This is a genomic window from Ligilactobacillus salivarius (assembly GCF_035231985.1).
GTDB lineage: Bacteria > Bacillota > Bacilli > Lactobacillales > Lactobacillaceae > Ligilactobacillus > Ligilactobacillus salivarius.
In genome coordinates, this window is record NZ_CP117983.1 from 647,027 (window position 1) to 665,251 (window position 18,225).

Annotated in this window: 14 protein-coding genes; all 14 read left to right on the forward strand. The window is 32.8% G+C overall.

The window, feature by feature from the left end; translation table 11 throughout:
• Positions 1–12: 12 nt before the first annotated feature.
• The 14 genes from rseP (at position 13) to dnaK (ending at position 18,186) form a co-directional block, all read left to right on the forward strand.
• The gene (rseP, locus tag PTA89_RS03175) at positions 13–1,290 is read left to right on the forward strand and encodes an RIP metalloprotease RseP (RefSeq protein WP_003708032.1); all 1,278 of its coding nucleotides are present in this window, start codon (positions 13–15) and stop codon (positions 1,288–1,290) included.
• A 48-nt stretch (positions 1,291–1,338) separates the two neighbouring features.
• Positions 1,339–3,054 (forward strand): proline--tRNA ligase, encoded by a 1,716-nt coding sequence (locus PTA89_RS03180; RefSeq protein WP_003699897.1) that lies wholly within the window; start codon positions 1,339–1,341, stop codon positions 3,052–3,054.
• Between the two features lie 97 nt (positions 3,055–3,151).
• Positions 3,152–7,486, forward strand: a complete 4,335-nt coding sequence (locus PTA89_RS03185) for a PolC-type DNA polymerase III (RefSeq protein WP_324177454.1) — start codon at positions 3,152–3,154, stop codon at positions 7,484–7,486.
• A 208-nt stretch (positions 7,487–7,694) separates the two neighbouring features.
• Positions 7,695–8,168 (forward strand): ribosome maturation factor RimP, encoded by a 474-nt coding sequence (gene rimP / locus PTA89_RS03190; protein WP_324177380.1) that lies wholly within the window; start codon positions 7,695–7,697, stop codon positions 8,166–8,168.
• Positions 8,169–8,190: 22 nt separating this feature from the next.
• On the forward strand, positions 8,191–9,318 hold the full coding sequence (nusA, locus tag PTA89_RS03195; protein ID WP_003705956.1) for a transcription termination factor NusA: 1,128 nt from the start codon (positions 8,191–8,193) through the stop codon (positions 9,316–9,318).
• Positions 9,319–9,320: 2 nt separating this feature from the next.
• Positions 9,321–9,620: an RNase P modulator RnpM gene (gene rnpM / locus PTA89_RS03200; RefSeq protein WP_003699903.1), complete on the forward strand. Its 300-nt coding sequence runs from the start codon at positions 9,321–9,323 to the stop codon at positions 9,618–9,620.
• Positions 9,610–9,915: a L7Ae/L30e/S12e/Gadd45 family ribosomal protein gene (locus tag PTA89_RS03205; protein ID WP_003705957.1), complete on the forward strand. Its 306-nt coding sequence runs from the start codon at positions 9,610–9,612 to the stop codon at positions 9,913–9,915. Before rnpM ends, PTA89_RS03205 begins: the two co-directional genes overlap by 11 nt.
• Positions 9,916–9,986: 71 nt before the next feature.
• Positions 9,987–12,200 (forward strand): translation initiation factor IF-2, encoded by a 2,214-nt coding sequence (infB, locus tag PTA89_RS03210; RefSeq protein ID WP_081533941.1) that lies wholly within the window; start codon positions 9,987–9,989, stop codon positions 12,198–12,200.
• A gap of 23 nt (positions 12,201–12,223) precedes the next feature.
• Entirely contained in the window at positions 12,224–12,583 is a 360-nt protein-coding gene (gene rbfA / locus PTA89_RS03215; protein WP_003699907.1) for a 30S ribosome-binding factor RbfA, read from the forward strand.
• A 69-nt stretch (positions 12,584–12,652) separates the two neighbouring features.
• The gene (gene truB / locus PTA89_RS03220) at positions 12,653–13,561 is read left to right on the forward strand and encodes a tRNA pseudouridine(55) synthase TruB (protein ID WP_081533944.1); all 909 of its coding nucleotides are present in this window, start codon (positions 12,653–12,655) and stop codon (positions 13,559–13,561) included.
• Between the two features lie 12 nt (positions 13,562–13,573).
• Positions 13,574–14,530, forward strand: a complete 957-nt coding sequence (gene ribF, locus PTA89_RS03225; RefSeq protein ID WP_003708021.1) for a riboflavin biosynthesis protein RibF — start codon at positions 13,574–13,576, stop codon at positions 14,528–14,530.
• Between the two features lie 120 nt (positions 14,531–14,650).
• A complete protein-coding gene (hrcA, locus tag PTA89_RS03230; protein ID WP_003705961.1) occupies positions 14,651–15,703 on the forward strand; it encodes a heat-inducible transcriptional repressor HrcA in 1,053 nt (350 codons plus the stop codon).
• 20 nt (positions 15,704–15,723) lie between these two features.
• Positions 15,724–16,296 carry a nucleotide exchange factor GrpE gene (grpE, locus tag PTA89_RS03235; RefSeq protein ID WP_069469454.1) on the forward strand — a complete coding sequence of 191 codons (573 nt, stop codon included), beginning with the start codon at positions 15,724–15,726 and terminating at the stop codon, positions 16,294–16,296.
• A gap of 42 nt (positions 16,297–16,338) precedes the next feature.
• The gene (gene dnaK / locus PTA89_RS03240) at positions 16,339–18,186 is read left to right on the forward strand and encodes a molecular chaperone DnaK (protein WP_003703157.1); all 1,848 of its coding nucleotides are present in this window, start codon (positions 16,339–16,341) and stop codon (positions 18,184–18,186) included.
• The last annotated feature ends 39 nt before the right edge of the window (positions 18,187–18,225 follow it).

Below are 18,225 nucleotides of genomic sequence, written 5' to 3' on the forward strand. Positions count from 1 at the left end.
GAGGATGGTTAAATGATTATCACAATAATTGCATTTATTATTGTTTTTGGAGTCCTCGTTTTTGTACATGAATTTGGACATTACTTTTTTGCAAAAAAGGCAGGAATTTTAGTAAGAGAATTTTCCATTGGCATGGGGCCTAAACTATGGTTCTATCGAAAGAATAGTACTACATATACAATCAGATTATTGCCTATAGGTGGATATGTGCGTATGGCAGGTGCTGAGGAAGACGATGTTCCCTTGAAAAAGGGAATGACAGTTAATCTGTTAATAAATGATGAAAATAAAGTAGTAAAAATTAATACAAGTAACAAAAAAACTTTAATTTCAGGTGTTCCTGTTCAAATTTCTGATTGGGATTTGGAAGATAAGCTGTGGATCGAAGGATACGAGAATGGCGATGATTCAGAACTAAAAGTATATGAAGTAGATCATGATGCATGCATAATTGAAAATGATGGAACGGAAGTACAAATTGCACCTAAAGATGTTCAATTTCAATCAGCTAAAATTATTCAAAGAATGCTTACAAACTTTGCAGGTCCTATGAATAATTTTATTTTAGCAATTGTAGCTTTTTTAGTGATCGCACTTGTGCAAGGTGGAGTAGCTTCTACAGATAATCAAATAGGAAAGGTTCAAGAAAATTCGGTTGCACAGAAAGCAGGAATAAAGCCCAATGATCGAATAATAGCTGTTGGTAATATAAAGACCACTACTTGGCAAGAAGCTTCCACTCAAATCCAAAGAAATGGGAATAAAAAAATTATTTTAAAAATTGATAGAAAAAATAAAATTATTAAAATAAGGATAACACCTAAAGTTCAAATCGAGAATGGTAAAAAAGTTGGAATGATAGGAGTTATGGCAAAAGTCCATTATGATAAGTCAATTGTTGCAATTTTGTCATATGGATTTACTCAAACCTGGTATATAATAACAAGTATCATAGGAGTTTTAGGTAAAATGTTTACACAGGGATTCAGTTTGAATGATTTGGGTGGACCTGTAGCAATGTACTCTTATACGAGTGAAGCTGCTCATTATGGTATCTTGAGTATTATGAATTTAATGGCAGTTTTGTCTATAAATTTAGGTATTGTCAATTTATTACCAATACCCGCGTTAGATGGTGGGAAATTGTTATTAAATATAGTAGAAGCAATCAGAAGAAAGCCTTTAGATCCGGAAAAAGAGGGTATAATTACTTTGATAGGGTTTGGTTTTTTAATGATTTTAATGATTTTAGTAACCTGGAATGATATTCAAAGATATTTTTTACATTAGATAATTAATGGTTTAAGATGAGTATTGTTCTCAGAGAGGAGTAAAAAAATGAAACAATCACAAATGTTAATTCCAACATTAAAAGAAATTCCAAGTGATGCTGAAGTTGTCAGTCATCAATTGATGCTAAGAGGGGGATATATCAAACAAATAACAGCAGGTATGTATGCTTATTTACCTCTTGCATATCGAGTAATGAAGAAAATCGAAAATATTATTCGTGAAGAAATGGATAGAATTGATGCAGTAGAAATGCTAGTCCCTGCAGTTGTACCAGCAGAGTTATGGCAAGAGTCAGGACGTTATGAAACTTACGGTCCTACTTTGTTTAAATTAAAAGATCGTCATGAACGAGATTTTATTTTAGGACCAACTCATGAAGAAACTTTCACAACAATTGTAAGAGATGCAATAAAATCTTACAAAAAATTGCCACTATATTTATATCAAATTCAAATGAAGTATCGCGATGAAAATAGACCTAGATTTGGTTTATTACGTGGTCGTGAATTTTTGATGTTAGATGGTTATTCATTCCATGTTGATGATGCAAGTATGGAAAAAGTTTTTAATGATACTGACAAAGCATATCAAAGAATTTTTGAACGTTGTGGGCTAGATTTTAGAGGAATTATTGCTGATTCAGGCGCAATGGGAGGAAATAGATCAAAAGAATTCCAAGCCATCGCTGAAGTTGGAGAAGATACAATTGCATATTCTGATTCGTCTGATTATGCAGCTAATATTGAGATGGCAAAGAATTTGAGAATACCTAAACAATCTCATGAAACTCCAAAAGATTTGGAAAAAGTTGCTACACCTAATGCCAAAACAATTGTTGAAGTAGCTGAGTTTTTGGGAACAGATACTCAAAATGAAATTAAGACTCTATTATTTGTAGCTGATGACGAACCTGTTGTTGTTTTAATGAGAGGTATTGACGAAGTAAACGAAGTTAAATTAAAGAATCATTTAGGAGCTATTGATTTACGTCCAGCTGAAGAAGAAGAAGCTGTAAAATTCTTAGGTGCAAACTTCGGCTCTCTAGGACCTGTAGGAATTGATGAAAATCTAAAAGTACTAGCAGATTTAGATGTTGAAGGAATGATAAATGCTAGTGTAGGTGCCAATGAAGATGGTTACCACTATATAAACGTTAATATTGATAGAGATTATCATGTTGATGAATTTTTAGATTTGCGTGAAGTTAGAGAAGGAGAACTATCACCAGATGGCGAAGGTGTATTGAAATTTACACGTGGAATTGAAATTGGTCATATTTTCCAATTAGGAACTCGTTATTCTGAGAGTTTGGGTGCAGATGTATTAGATGAAAATGGACGTCAAGTTCCTATGAGAATGGGTTGCTATGGAATTGGTGTTTCACGCTTATTATCAGCAATAGTTGAACAACATAATGATGAAAATGGTATTGCTTGGCCTCGCGAAATTGCCCCATTCGATATTCACGTTGTTCCTGTTAATGTAAAGAATGATACACAAAGAGAACTAAGTGAAAAAGTTACTGCAATGTTAGAAGATGCAGGATATCAAGTGTTAGTTGATGATAGAAAAGAACGCGCAGGAGTAAAATTTGCAGATTCAGATTTAATTGGACTTCCAATTCGTATAACTGTTGGTAAGAAAGCAGATGAAGGAATTGTTGAAATTAAACTTCGTCAAAATGGAGAAAAGATTGAAGTTAAGTTAGAAGAGTTATTAAACTCTGTAAAAATACTTTTTAATGAAACAATTACTGATTAGTTAATATTTTTATTTGAAGTGACTGAGATTAAGTGTTAAATTTTTCTCAGTTACTATTTTTTTTGAAATGAAGAATTTTGGGAAAGGAGCTACTTCTTTGGAAACCAATAAACAAGATCTATTTAAGAAATTATTAAGACAGATTAATTGGGAAAATAAACATGGGTTTGAAGAGGTATTTACGAATGCAGAAATTCAAAAAGTTGAAGTCCATGTAGAGAGTAAAGTTTGGAATTTTCATTTGCAAATAGAAGATATACTGCCATATGAAGTATTTTACCAATTTTATCAGCAACTACAGTTAGCGTTTAAAGATATTGCCAAAGTTGACATCACTTTGCATACAAAAAATCCCATTATAACGAATCAAAAGTTAGGAGATTATTGGAAATGGGTTGTATTTAATAGTGGTATTCAATCATCATTTATACAAGAACTTTCCAGAAGTAAAGTACCATATTTAGATAATAATAGAGTAATTTTACTGGCAGAAAATGAAATTGTAAAACGTTTTTTAGTAGATCAAGCTTTAGGTCCATTAGAATCAACATATCACAAGATAGGGTTTCCTAAATTTTCAGTTAATACTCTAGTTGATGAAACTAAGGCTCAGGAGATAATTGAGAATATTAAAGAACAGAAAGCTAAGAGCGATGCCGAATTGGCTCAAAAAGCTGTAGAAGCCATAAAGAAACAAAGTGAACAAAGAGAAAAATCTAAAGCAGAAGTTCCTAGTATAGAAGGACCGGTCCAACTAGGAAAGAAAATTTCATCTGATCAAGAAATTACGCAAATGATTAATATAACTGAAGAAGAACGTTCAGTTACAGTTCAAGGCTATGTCTTCAATAAAGAAGTTAGAGAGTTACGTTCAGGTAGAAAATTATTAATCTTGGAAGTTACAGATTACACCTCATCATTTGTCGTTAAGAAGTTTTCACGAACTGAAGAAGATGAAGCGATGTTCGATGCTATAAATTCTGGTGTCTGGATTAAGGTGCGTGGAAGTGTTCAAGAAGATAACTATATGAGGGACCTAGTTATTAATGCATATGATTTGAATGAAATAAAACATGAGAGTAGAAAAGATACGGCCCCTGAAAATGAAAAGCGAGTTGAATTACACCTTCACTCTAATATGAGTATGATGGATGCTACTAATAGCATTACAGAATACGTATCTAAAGCTGCGGAGTGGGGACATAAAGCTATTGCAATTACAGACCATGGAACATTACAGGCATTTCCTGAAGCACATGCTGCTGGGCAAAAAAATAATGTCAAGATTCTCTATGGTGTTGAGGCAAATATTGTAGATGATGGAGTTCCTATTGCGTATAATGAGCAACACAAAAACTTGAGAGATGCAACATATGTTATTTTTGATACTGAAACAACAGGTTTGTCAGCACAATATGATAAAGTAATAGAACTTGCTGCTGTAAAAATGGAAAAGGGAAATGTTATTGATACGTTTGAAGAATTTATTGATCCCGGTCATCCTCTTTCACAGACTACAATTAATTTAACAAGTATTACTGATGACATGGTAAGAGGTTCTAAAAGCGAGAAAGAAGTTTTTAGGTTATTCAAAGAATTTTGTAAAGATTGCATTATTGTAGGACACAATGCTACTTTTGACGTAGATTTCATGAATACAGGATACGAACGTCATAATATGGAAATGATACAGGAACCTTGGATTGATACATTACCGTTAGCAAGATATTTATATCCTGAAATGAAAGGATTTAGGCTTAATATATTAGCTAAAAAATTGAATATAAAATTAGAGCATCATCATCGAGCTATATATGATGCTGAAGCTACTGGTTTTATATATTATGCTATGTTAAAAGATGCTGAAGAAAAACAAATATTATATCATGATGATTTTAATAAGCATGTTGGGGAAAATGATGCGTATAAACACGAGCATCCATCGCATGCAATAATTTTAGCAAAAACACAAGAAGGCCTAAAAAATCTCTTTAAATTAACTTCAGAATCTATGGTTAAGTATTTCTATAGAGTTCCAAGAGTACCACGTTCAATTTTAGAAAAATATCGTGAAGGACTTATAGTAGGGTCTGCTTGTGCTGATGGTGAAGTATTTACAGCAATGATGCAGAAGGGATATACAATTGCTAAGCAAAAAGCAGAATTTTATGACTATTTAGAAGTTCAACCAAAGCCATTGTATGAACCATTATTGGAACAAGAATTAGTTAAAGATAATGATAATCTTGAAGAAATTATTACAAATATGGTTAAATTAGCCCACGAACTAGATAAACCAATAGTTGCTACTGGAGATGTTCATTTTATGAATAAAGAGGATGCAATTTATCGAAAGATATTAATTCATTCTCAAGCAGGGGCTAACCCATTAAATAGATTAAAAAAATTACCAGATGCACATTTTAGAACTACAGATGAAATGTTAGAAGAATTCAGCTTTTTAGGAGAAGATATAGCAAAAGAAATCGTGGTAACCAATCCTAATAAGTTAGTAGATGAAATTTCAGAAATCACTCCTGTTAAAGATAAACTTTATACACCTAAAATGGAAGGTGCAGAGCAAGACATACATGATCTTACTATGAATAGAGCACATGCCTGGTATGGTGATACTTTACCAGAAATAGTTCAAAAGAGGTTGGATAAGGAATTGAAATCTGTTATTGGTAATGGATTTTCGGTAATTTATCTAATTTCACAAAAATTAGTGTATAAATCTAATAAAGATGGATATTTAGTAGGTTCTCGAGGATCTGTTGGGTCAAGCTTAGTTGCAACAATGACAGGTATTACAGAGGTTAATCCATTGCCACCACATTACCGATGCCCAAAATGCAAGTGGACGCATTTTTATGAAAAAGGTGAGTATGGTTCTGGTTACGACTTACCAGATAAAGACTGTCCTAATTGTGGTACAGAATTAATAAAAGATGGACAAGATATACCTTTTGAAACTTTCTTAGGTTTTAAGGGAAATAAAGTTCCAGATATAGATTTAAATTTCTCTGGGGATTATCAACCTATTGCACACAATTATACAAAAGTTCTATTTGGTGAGAATAATGTTTATCGTGCTGGAACAATTGGTACAGTAGCTGATAAAACAGCTTATGGATATGTTAAGGCCTATGAGAGAGATACTGAACAAAATTTCAGAGGTGCTGAAATAGATAGACTAGCTAAGGGAGCTACTGGAGTAAAGCGAACTACTGGGCAACATCCTGCAGGAATTCTGGTTGTTCCTGATTATATGGACATTTATGACTTTACTCCAATACAATATCCAGCAGATGACCTAACAGCTGCTTGGCGTACAACTCACTTTGATTTTCATTCGATTCATGATAACATCTTGAAATTAGATATTTTAGGTCATGATGATCCTACGATGATAAGAATGTTACAAGATTTGTCTGGAATAGATCCTAAAACTATTCCTACAGATGATCCTGGAGTTATGGCATTATTCTCAGGAACAGATATTTTGGGTGTAACTCCTGAAGAGATTCAATCTTCGACAGGGACATTAGGTGTTCCGGAATTTGGTACTCGCTTTGTTAGAGGAATGTTAGAAGAGACCCATCCAAAAACATTTGCAGAGTTATTAAAAATTTCAGGACTATCACATGGTACAGATGTCTGGTTGGGGAATGCAGAAGAATTAATAAAAAATGGAACTGTAACAATGCCAGACGTTATAGGATGTCGTGACGATATTATGATGGATCTAATTCATATGGGTGTTGAGTCTGATAAAGCATTCAAGATTATGGAACATGTACGAAAGGGCAGAGGAATACCAGATGAATGGCAAGCTGATATGAGAGCAGCAGATGTTCCTGAGTGGTATATCGGAGCATGTTTAAAAATTAAGTATATGTTTCCGAAAGCTCATGCTGCTGCGTATGTCTTGATGGCACTAAGAATTGCATATTTTAAAGTTTATTATCCCCTTGTTTATTATGCAGCATATTTCTCAGTACGTGCAGATGATTTTGATTTAGTTTCAATGTCTAGAGGAAAAGAAGCTGTAAAAAATGCGATGGAACTCATAAATTCAAAAGGAAATGAAGCAACAACTAAAGAGAAAAATCTTTTAACAGTATTAGAAATTGCTAACGAAATGATAGAAAGAGGTTTCGATTTTAGTATGGTAGATATTAATAAGTCTGATGCTCAGAACTGGACTATTCAAGAAGACGGAAGAACATTATTGGCACCTTTCACAGCAATCCCTGGTTTAGGATTAAACGTAGCTAAGCAAATTGTTGCGGCAAGAGAGGAACAAGAATTTATTTCAAAAGAAGATCTAAGTAAGAGGGGAAAAGTATCTCAATCATTGATTGATTTTATGACAGAAAATCATGTGTTGGATGATTTACCAGATGAAAATCAATTAAGCTTATTTTAACTACTAAATAAACTTAGAAATTCTCAGTATAATAAGAAAAACAGAGCAATGTTAATTCTTGTATTCTAATTTTAGCTATGTTAAACTAAGTTATATTAGATAACTCGTAAAGAGTGAGCAGAAATGCTCACTCTTTTTGTTGGAATAGTTTACTTTGGTTCTATTTCTGCTGAAGTATTGCTTTAATTTAGTTGAAGGAGGCTCATAAGTGAGTAGTGTTGTTGAAACAGTAACTAATCTGGTAATCCCTATTCTAGATGAAAATCATTTTGAATTAGTTAATGTAGAATTTGTAAAAGAAGGAAAAAGTTGGTATTTAAGAGTTTATATTGATAAACCTAATGGAATTAACATTGAAGAATGTGCCTTGGTGAGTGATAAACTCAGTGAAAAATTAGATAGTTGTGACCCAGATCCAATACCACAAGCTTATTATCTAGAAGTTTCATCACCAGGTGCTGAAAGGCCTTTAAAGAAAGAGAAAGACTATGAACGTGCATTAAATAAGTATATTCATATTTCTCTTTATCAAGCTATTGATGGACAAAAAGTTTATGAAGGTACTATGGTTGATTTAAACAAAGAAACTTTGACATTGGAATATAGAGTAAAAACAAGAACAGTAACTAAGACTTTTGATCGAAATAAAATCGCAAAAGCTCGTTTGGCAATTAAATTTTAATAATTATTAAGGAGATAGAACAATGAGTAAGGAATTACTAAACGCATTAAATGCCTTAGAAGTTGAAAAAGGTGTAAAGAAAGAAATTGTGATTGAAGCATTAGAAGCAGCTTTGGTCTCAGCTTATAAGCGTAATTATGGTCAAGCTCAAAATGTGGAAGTTGAATTTGATAAGATTGCAGGTAATATCCATGTTTATGCTGTTAAAGAAGTAGTAAATGAAGTGTATGATTCTCAGTTAGAAATTAGTTTGAAATCTGCTCTTGAAATTAATAGAGCTTATGAAATTGGTGATACTATCCGTGAAGAAGTTACACCAAAAGATTTTGGACGTATAGCAGCGCAAACTGCTAAACAAGTAATCATGCAACGTGTTCGTAAAGAAGAAAGAGAAGTTATTTATAATGAATATGTTCAATATGAACAAGAAATTGTTACAGGTGAAGTAGAGCGTAGAGATAATAAATTTGTTTACGTTAATTTAGGTAGAATTGAAGCTGTTTTATCACGTCAAGATCAAATTCCAGGTGAAGAATACAAGTCACATGATAAAATTAAGGTGTACATTTATAAAGTTGAAAACACATCAAAAGGACCTCAAGTATTTGTAAGCCGTTCTCATCCGGATTTGTTAAGACGTTTATTTGAACAAGAAATTCCAGAAATTTTTGATGGTACTGTAGAAATAGTTTCAATTTCTAGAGAAGCCGGTGACCGTGCTAAAGTAGCTGTTCGTTCTAATGAAGATGGTGTAGATCCTGTTGGAACATGTGTAGGACCAAGAGGTGAACGTGTACAGGCTATTGTAAATGAACTAAAAGGTGAAAACATGGATATTGTTGAATGGCGTGAAGATCCGGCTGAATATATTGCTAATGCTTTGAATCCTGCTAAAGTATTAGACGTTCGTTTTGATGATGAAAACGAGCATGCTTGTACAGTTGTTGTACCAGATGATCAATTGTCTTTAGCAATTGGTAAACGTGGACAAAATGCAAGATTAGCTGCAAGATTGACAGGTTATAAAATTGATATTAAATCAGAAAGCGATGCTGCTGATTTAAGTAACGTGGAAGCTGATAATAATGATATTGATGATGAAGATCAATTGATGTCAGACTCTTCTTCCAATATGATTGAGGAGGAATAATTATGGCACAACGTAAAATTCCTATGAGAAAAGACATTGTTACAGGTGAGATGGTACCTAAAAAGGAATTAGTCCGTGTTGTTAAAAATAAGGAAGGCGAGGTAAGCATAGACCCTTCTGGGAAAAAATCTGGTAGAGGTGCATATATCCATCTAAATGTTGATGTAGCAAAAAAGGCAAAAGTTGATAAGACTTTTGATAAAACTTTTGGGATTAGTATTTCTGATGATTTTTATGATGAATTGATTGCATATGTAGATCATCAAGTAGAAAGAGCAAAATTATTTGGTAATGGAAAATAGGATAAAGGTATTAAATTTATTAGGTTTAGCTAGAAGAGCTAGTAAATTAGTAACAGGGCAAGAATTAGTCTTATCGCGAATTAGAAGCAACAAAGTTAGTATTGTTTTTGTTGCTAGTGATAGCGGAAAAAATTCATTGAAACAATTTACTGATAAGTGTAAGAGTTACAATGTATTTTTATGTAAGTCTTTCACAAAAGAAGAGTTAAGTTCAGCTATTGGACAAAAACGTTCCGTTATTGCTGTAAATGATATTGGATTTGCAAATAGAATGAAAGAACTATTATCTGATTAATTTATTGTTCATTCTTATTTTAATGCGATAGGGCTTCTGAAGTTAGGGTACTAAATTAGGAGCGTGATAATATGGTAAAAAAACGTATTTATGAATTGGCTAAAGAGTTAGGTATAAGTAGTGAGAGAGTAATAGAAATTGCTAAAAAATATGATTTTAAAGTTACAAACCATATGTCAGCATTAGATGAAAATGAACAGAATAAAATTCGTGGAAGTATAAGTCTAAAAGCAAAGAAAAAAGAGCACATACAACATAATAAAAATAAAGATAATTTTCATTCCAAAAAGGTACAAAAAAGTAGTACAGGGAGTAAAGACGAAAATAATCATAAGAATGTGCATAAAAATAATAGAAAGCGATCTGGTAGTAGTATGAAAGAAAATAATAATGCAAAGAACGGACAACGTAATAATAGAAATAATCGTTCTAATAATAAATTTAAAAATAAACGTAATAACAATAATAAACGTAATAATAATTTTAAGAAGGGAAATCCTGTTCCACCAAGAAAAAATAAGCCATTGCCAGAAACATTGGTTTATACTGTAGGGATGAATGTAGCTGATATTGCTAAAAAAATTCATAGAGAACCTGCAGAAATTATTAAGAAGCTATTTATGATGGGGGTAATGGTAAACCAGAACCAATCCCTAGATAAAGATACAATTGAACTTTTAGCTGCTGATTATGGTATTAATGCAGAAGAAAAAGTTGAAGTGGATGTGTCTGATATTGATAAGTTCTTTGAAGAAGAACAAAACAACACTGAGCATTTAGAAAAACGTCCTCCAGTAGTTACTATTATGGGACATGTTGACCATGGTAAGACAACTTTACTTGATAAATTACGTCATACGCATGTTACTGAAGGCGAAGCTGGTGGTATTACACAACATATTGGTGCTTATCAAGTAAGACATGATGATAAGATTATAACTTTCTTAGATACACCAGGACATGCTGCATTTACTAATATGCGTGCTAGAGGTGCTGATATTACAGATATTACTGTTTTAGTTGTAGCTGCTGATGATGGTGTTATGCCTCAAACTATTGAAGCTATTAATCATGCTAAAGCTGCAGGTGTACCTATAATTGTAGCTGTTAACAAGATTGATAAACCAGGTGCAAATCCTAACCATGTAATGGAACAATTGACGGAATATGAATTAATTCCTGAAAGCTGGGGTGGAGACACAATTTTTGTAGAGATATCTGCAAAATTTGGTAAGAACTTAGATGAATTATTAGATATGATTCTTTTAGAAGCAGAAATGTTAGAATTACATGCTAATCCAAATCAAAGAGGGGCAGGTTCTGTTATTGAAGCTCGTTTGGATAAAGGAAAAGGTTCAGTAGCTTCATTGTTAGTTCAACAAGGTACGTTACATGTTGGTGATCCAATTGTTGTGGGTAATACATTTGGACGTGTACGTACAATGGTGGATGCTCGTGGACATGATATTAAAAAAGCTACACCAGCGACACCTGTAGAAATTACAGGGTTGAATGAAGTACCGGATTCTGGTGATAGATTTATTACATTTGAGGATGAAAAGACCGCTAGAGCTGCAGGTGAAAAACGTGCCGAAAGAGCTTTATTGAAAGAACGTAGTCAAACAAACCATGTTACTCTAGATAACTTATTTGATACTCTTAAAGAAGGAGAATTAAAAGAAGTTGGAGTTATTATAAAAGCTGATGTTCAAGGATCTGTTGAAGCTTTAGCACAAAGTTTTAAGAAGATTGATGTTGAAGGTGTACGTGTAAATATTATTCACCAAGCAGTAGGTGCCATAAATGAAAGTGATGTTACATTAGCAGAAGCATCTAACGCTATCATTGTTGGTTTTAATGTACGTCCTACACCACTAGCTAAACAACAAGCAGAATCAGATAATGTTGATATACGTTTACACCGAGTTATTTATAAAGCTATTGATGAAATTGAAACAGCTATGAAAGGTATGTTAGAACCTGAATATCAAGAAAAGATTACAGGACAAGTAGAGATACGCCAAACATACAAAGTTTCAAAATTAGGTACAATTGGTGGTGGATATGTTATTGATGGGTATATTCGCCGCGATAGTGGTGTACGTGTAATTCGTGATGGAATTGTTATTTATGAAGGTAAATTAGCTTCTTTGAAACGCTTCAAGGATGACGTTAAAGAAGTTAAACAAGGATATGAATGTGGATTGATGATTGAAAAATATAATGACATAAAAGTTGGAGATCAAATTGAAGCATACATTATGGAAGAAGTTCCAGTTGATTAATCTTTATTATACAGGAGGAAATTATGGCACAACATTTTCGTGTAGGAAGATTATCTCAAGAAATTCAACGAGAAGTAAATGATATCTTACTTAAACGAGTGCGAGATCCAAGAGTTAAAGATGTAACTATTACAGGTGTAGAAGTTTCTGGTGATTTACAACATGCTACTATCTATTATAGTATTTTATCAGATAAGGCTTCTGATGAGAAAAAGGTGCAAACTGGTTTGGATAAAGCAACTAGTTTGATTAGAGGCGAACTTGGTCATCGTTTAAGTATTTATGTAACTCCTGAAATTAAATTTGAACGTGATAAGTCTGTTCAATATGGAGATCATATCGATGAGCTTCTTAGAAAACTTCACAGTACAGATAAATTTTAGTATTTTTAAGAAAGTATTTAAGAGGGTATGGTTGTTAAATCGTACTCTCTTTTTTGGAGGGATTTTTTAATGGATGGAATTCTACCTTTGTATAAAGAACGTGGAATGACTAGTAATGATGCTGTCATAAAATGTAGAAAAATTTTTAAGACTAGAAAAATAGGACATAGTGGAACTTTAGATCCTGAAGTCGATGGTGTTTTACCGATTTGTGTGGGAAAAGCTACAAAAGTGGTTAATTATTTAATGGATTCAGGTAAAGTATATAAAGGCGAAATAACATTGGGATTTGCTACTACTACTGAAGATTTAGAAGGTGAAGTAATTTCAGAAACAAAACTTTCTAAACCTTTTTCAGATGAGAAAATAAATGAAATTTTGTCTAGTTTTATTGGTGATATAATACAGGTTCCGCCTATATATTCTGCTATAAAAGTTAACGGTAAAAAATTATATGAGTATGCTAGAGCTGGTGAAAAAGTAGATATTCCAGAAAGAAGAGTTCATATAGAATATTTTAAACAAATTTTTCCTGCAAAATTTGATAAAGAAAAAGGACAGCAAACTATATATTTTGAAGTCGGTTGTGGTAAAGGTACATATGTTAGAACTTTAGCAGTAGATGTTGGGAAAAAATTAGGTGTACCAGCTGTTATGAGTGATTTGACAAGGCTTAAAAGTGGTGGCTTTCAAATAGGGATGGCAAAGTCATTATCACAATTAGAAAAATTAGCACATGAAAATAAATTATCTGAATCATTATATCCTATTGACTATGCGGTCAAAGATTTACCAAGATATAATTTGAAATTAGAACAATGGAAGATAGTGAAAAATGGAGGTTTTTTACCTGTAAATACTTTTAAAGAAAATTATGATAGAGTGAATCTTTTCTATGACGATAGAATTAGATGTATTTATCAATATAATGAAGAAAAAAATAGATATCAATCTGAGAGAATGATAGATTTAAGTTAGGAAGGGATATAGATGGAAATCGTAAAATTGAAGGAACCTTATGATAAAAATGCAATTGTTGATTCTCCAATTGTATTGGCTTTAGGTTTTTTTGATGGAGTTCATCGTGGACATCAAGAAGTAATAAAAAGAGCTATAGAAAAAGGAAAAAGTTTAGGTGTAAAAGTTGCAGTAATGACTTTTGACAGACATCCAAAAATCATCTTTCAAAATATTGATGGTGAAAAGTTTAAATATCTAACAATGTTGGATGAAAAACTAGAACATTTTAAAAATTTAGGTGTAGATATAGCTTATGTTGTTAAGTTTGATGAAAATTTAGCTTATCTTTCACCACAAGATTTTATAGATAAATATGTAGTAGGGTTACATGCAATATGTGTTGTTGCAGGTCAAGACTACACTTATGGAAAACATGATATTGCTAATATGGATACTATTTCGGATTTTGCAAAAGGAAGGTTTGAAATAATAACTGTAGACCACTTACAACGTAATGATCAAAAAATTAGTTCTACTCAGATAAGAAAAGATTTAGATAGTGGGAATGTGGAAGCCGCTAATTTGCTATTAGGATATCAATATGAAAATCATGGAACTGTTGAACATGGTTTTAAGAGAGGAAGAAAAATAGGATTCCCAACTTTAAATGTTTCTATCCCTAAGAATGAACGTATTTTAGGGGAGGGTGTATATGCTGTTAAAGTGAAAATAGATAAAGATAATTTATGGTATGAAGGAATGGCATCTATAGGGCATAATGAAACATTTGGTGATGATTTAGAAAAAACAGTTGAGATAAACCTATTTAATTTTGATAAAAGTGTTTATGGAGAAAAAGTTATTGTTAAATGGTATAAATTTTTAAGAGAAATGGTGAAATTTGATAGTGTTGAGGAACTAATAGATCAATTAAATAAAGATAAAAGAGATACTGAGGTCTTTTTTGAAGACTTGAAAAAAAATTAGCACTTATAGGGTTACTCTGCTAATTTTTTGGCTAAAACTCTTGACTAATCCCATTAACTAGGTTATATTAATAATTGACTTAGCACTCTAATGTGTTAAGTGCTAAAAGAGGTGGTTGGTTTGCTAACTGAAAGACAGTTGTTGATTTTGGAAACAATAATCCGAGATTATACTGATTTAGGACAGCCTATTGGTTCTAAAACTTTGCAAGAACAATTACCTATACGTGTTAGTTCAGCTACTATTCGAAATGAAATGGCAGTTCTTGAAAAACAAGGTTTTATAACTAAAGAGCACTCTAGTTCTGGTCGAATTCCTTCCCTTAAGGGATATCGTTATTATGTTGATAATTTAGTTAAACCCGTTAAAATAGATTCTAAATCTGTAAGAAGTATTCAATCTCTATTTGGAAATGAATATCGTAGAGCTGATGAAATAATAGAAATGTCTGCAAAGATATTGTCTGATTTAACTAATTATACGGCGATAACTTTGAGACCAGAAGCTAGTGATTTAAAACTCGAAGGATTCAGGATGGTACCATTAGGAAATGGCCAAGTAATGGTTATTCTCGTTGCCAGTGATGGATCAGTTGAAAGCCAAATTTATAATTTACCTAATAACATAGATGGAGAGTCTCTAGAAGCTGTTATTAGGCTAATTAATGATAAATTGGTAGGTTCTTCCCTTAGTGAAGTCACTTCTAAACTACAAGAATTGCAGCCGTTACTTACTAAATATATTGAAAAATCTGATGGATTTATCGATGTATTTGGTGGAATCTTAGATAAAGCTATCAAAGAGCAGTTTTATATTGGTGGAAGGCGAAATTTGTTAAATTTTGCTAACGGTAATAATTTAGAACAGATCAAATCCCTGTATTCATTAATTGATGATGAATCAGATAAGATTGGTGGGTTAGTAGATAATACGACTAATCCACATGATCATCATGGAATTTCGGTTAAAATAGGTGATGAGATGTCTGATAGGTTATTGTTAGATTACAGTCTCGTATCGGCGACTTACAATGTTGGGAGTCATGGTCGTGGCATGATTGCTATTTTAGGACCTACTAACATGCCTTATTCTAAGATGATAGGATTGGTTGAAGTTTTCCAAAAAGAGCTAACTAAAAAATTAATTGATTATTACCGAAATTTTGATGAGTGATAATTGAAAGGGGTGGCGATGTGTCTGAAGAAGAAGTAAAAGTTTCTGAGCAAAATGATGACAGTGAAAAAGAAATTAAAGAAGATGATAAAGCTTCATCTGTTGAGAACGAAAAATCAGTAGAGGAGACAGATGATTCTTCAAAAGCATTAGATGAACTTCAAAAGAAGTACGATGATATTGAGGATAAATATTTACGAGCTGAGGCTGAAATGGCTAACATGACACAACGTTTTAAGAAAGAACAAGAAATGTTGTTGAAGTATGAGGGTCAAGATTTAGCTCGTGATATTTTACCAGTTATTGATAATTTAAACCGTGCTTTAGAAATTGAAGTAGATAATGATGCATCACAGCAACTGAAAAAGGGTATAGAAATGGTTGCTCGTGATATGGAAAAAGCCTTGAAAAACAATAATGTTACTAAAATAGATTCTTTAGGAAAGGTGTTTGACCCTACTTTACACCAAGCTGTAAAGACAGTTCCTGTTGAAGAAGGACAAGAACCAGAAACTATAGTACAAGTTTTCCAAGACGGATACATGCTAAAAGATAGAGTATTACGACCAGCAATGGTTGTTGTAGCTCAATAAGTAGTATTTAATTAATATATTTATAAAAGAGGTAATACATTTATGTCAAAAATCATTGGTATTGATTTAGGTACAACAAACTCAGCTGTTGCTGTACTAGAAGGTAAAGATCCTAAAATTATAACAAATCCAGAAGGTAATAGAACAACTCCATCAGTTGTATCATTCAAAAATGGTGAAACACAAGTTGGTGAAGTAGCTAAGCGTCAAGCTATTACAAATCCAAATACAGTATCTTCTATAAAGCGTCATATGGGAGATGCAAACTATAAGGTAAAGATTGAAGATAAAGAATATACTCCACAAGAAATTTCAGCAATGATTTTACAATACATTAAAGATTATGCTGAAAGCTACTTAGGTGAAGAAGTGTCACAAGCTGTTATTACAGTTCCTGCATACTTTAACGATTCACAACGTCAAGCAACTAAAGACGCAGGTAAGATTGCTGGTTTGAAAGTTGAAAGAATTGTTAATGAACCTACAGCTGCAGCTTTAGCTTATGGTCTTGATAAATTAGATAAAGATGAACGTATTTTAGTATTTGACCTTGGTGGTGGTACTTTTGACGTTTCTATCCTTGAATTAGGTGATGGAGTATTTGAAGTTCTATCAACTAATGGTGATACACATCTTGGTGGTGATGATTTTGATAATAAGATCATTGATTGGTTAGTTGAAAACTTTAAAGCTGACAATGGAATTGATCTATCTCAAGATAAAATGGCTATGCAACGTTTGAAAGATGCTGCTGAAAAGGCTAAGAAGGACTTGTCTGGTACAACAGAAGCACAAATTTCACTACCATTTATTGCTGCTGGTGAAGCTGGTCCTTTACACTTAGAAACATCATTATCACGTGCTAAGTTTAATGAATTAACTGAAGATTTGGTTGAAAGAACAAAGATTCCTGTACGTAACGCTTTAGCTGACGCAGGATTAACAAATGCTGATATTGATGAAGTTATTTTAGTTGGTGGGTCCACACGTATTCCTGCAGTTAAGGAAGCTGTTAAGGCTGAAACAGGACATACTCCTAATGAATCAGTTAACCCAGATGAAGCTGTTGCTTTGGGGGCTGCAATTCAAGGTGGTGTTATTACAGGTGATGTTAAGGATGTTGTTTTATTAGACGTTACACCTCTATCATTAGGTATTGAAACAATGGGTGGTGTATTTACTAAGTTAATTGACCGTAATACAACTATTCCAACATCTAAGTCTCAAGTATTTTCTACAGCAGCTGATAATCAACCAGCAGTGGATATTCATGTTCTTCAAGGTGAACGTCCAATGGCTGCAGATAATAAGACATTGGGTCGTTTCCAATTAACAGATATTCCTGCTGCTCCTCGTGGTGTGCCACAAATTGAAGTTAAGTTTGATATTGATAAAAATGGTATTGTTAATGTTTCTGCCAAGGACTTAGGAACAAATAAAGAACAAAAGATTACTATTAAGAGTTCATCTGGTTTGTCTGACGAAGAAATTGATCGTATGGTTAAGGAAGCTAAAGAAAATGAAGCAGCTGATAAGAAACGCAAGGAAGAAGTTGACTTGCGTAATGAAGTAGATCAATTGTTATTCCAAACAGACAAGACTTTGAAAGAAGTTAAAGATAAAGTTTCTGCAGATGAAGTTAAGAGTGTTGAAGATGCACGTGATGCTCTAAAGAAAGCTCAAGAACAAAATGATATCAATGAAATGAAAGCTAAGAAAGATGAGTTAACTAAGTTAATTCAAGATATGTCTGTAAAATTGTATCAACAAGCACAACAGGCTCAACAAGCTAGTGGTGCACAAGGTGATACTTCAGCTAATAACTCTACAAACGATGATAATACGGTTGATGGAGACTTTAAAGAAGTAGATCCTGATGAAAATAAGTAGTATCTATCTTGTAAAATAGGATTGAGCCATATGCTTTTA

Excerpts from the sequence above, each read along its gene's own strand:
- ribF (WP_003708021.1), top strand. The coding sequence starts at position 13,574 with ATGGAAATCGTAAAATTGAAGGAACCTTATGATAAAAATGCAATTGTT.
- nusA (WP_003705956.1), top strand. The coding sequence starts at position 8,191 with ATGAGTAAGGAATTACTAAACGCATTAAATGCCTTAGAAGTTGAAAAA.
- rseP (WP_003708032.1), top strand. The coding sequence starts at position 13 with ATGATTATCACAATAATTGCATTTATTATTGTTTTTGGAGTCCTCGTT.
- PTA89_RS03205 (WP_003705957.1), top strand. The coding sequence starts at position 9,610 with ATGGAAAATAGGATAAAGGTATTAAATTTATTAGGTTTAGCTAGAAGA.
- PTA89_RS03180 (WP_003699897.1), top strand. The coding sequence starts at position 1,339 with ATGAAACAATCACAAATGTTAATTCCAACATTAAAAGAAATTCCAAGT.
- rbfA (WP_003699907.1), top strand. The coding sequence starts at position 12,224 with ATGGCACAACATTTTCGTGTAGGAAGATTATCTCAAGAAATTCAACGA.
- dnaK (WP_003703157.1), top strand. The coding sequence starts at position 16,339 with ATGTCAAAAATCATTGGTATTGATTTAGGTACAACAAACTCAGCTGTT.
- rnpM (WP_003699903.1), top strand. The coding sequence starts at position 9,321 with ATGGCACAACGTAAAATTCCTATGAGAAAAGACATTGTTACAGGTGAG.
- truB (WP_081533944.1), top strand. The coding sequence starts at position 12,653 with ATGGATGGAATTCTACCTTTGTATAAAGAACGTGGAATGACTAGTAAT.
- infB (WP_081533941.1), top strand. The coding sequence starts at position 9,987 with ATGGTAAAAAAACGTATTTATGAATTGGCTAAAGAGTTAGGTATAAGT.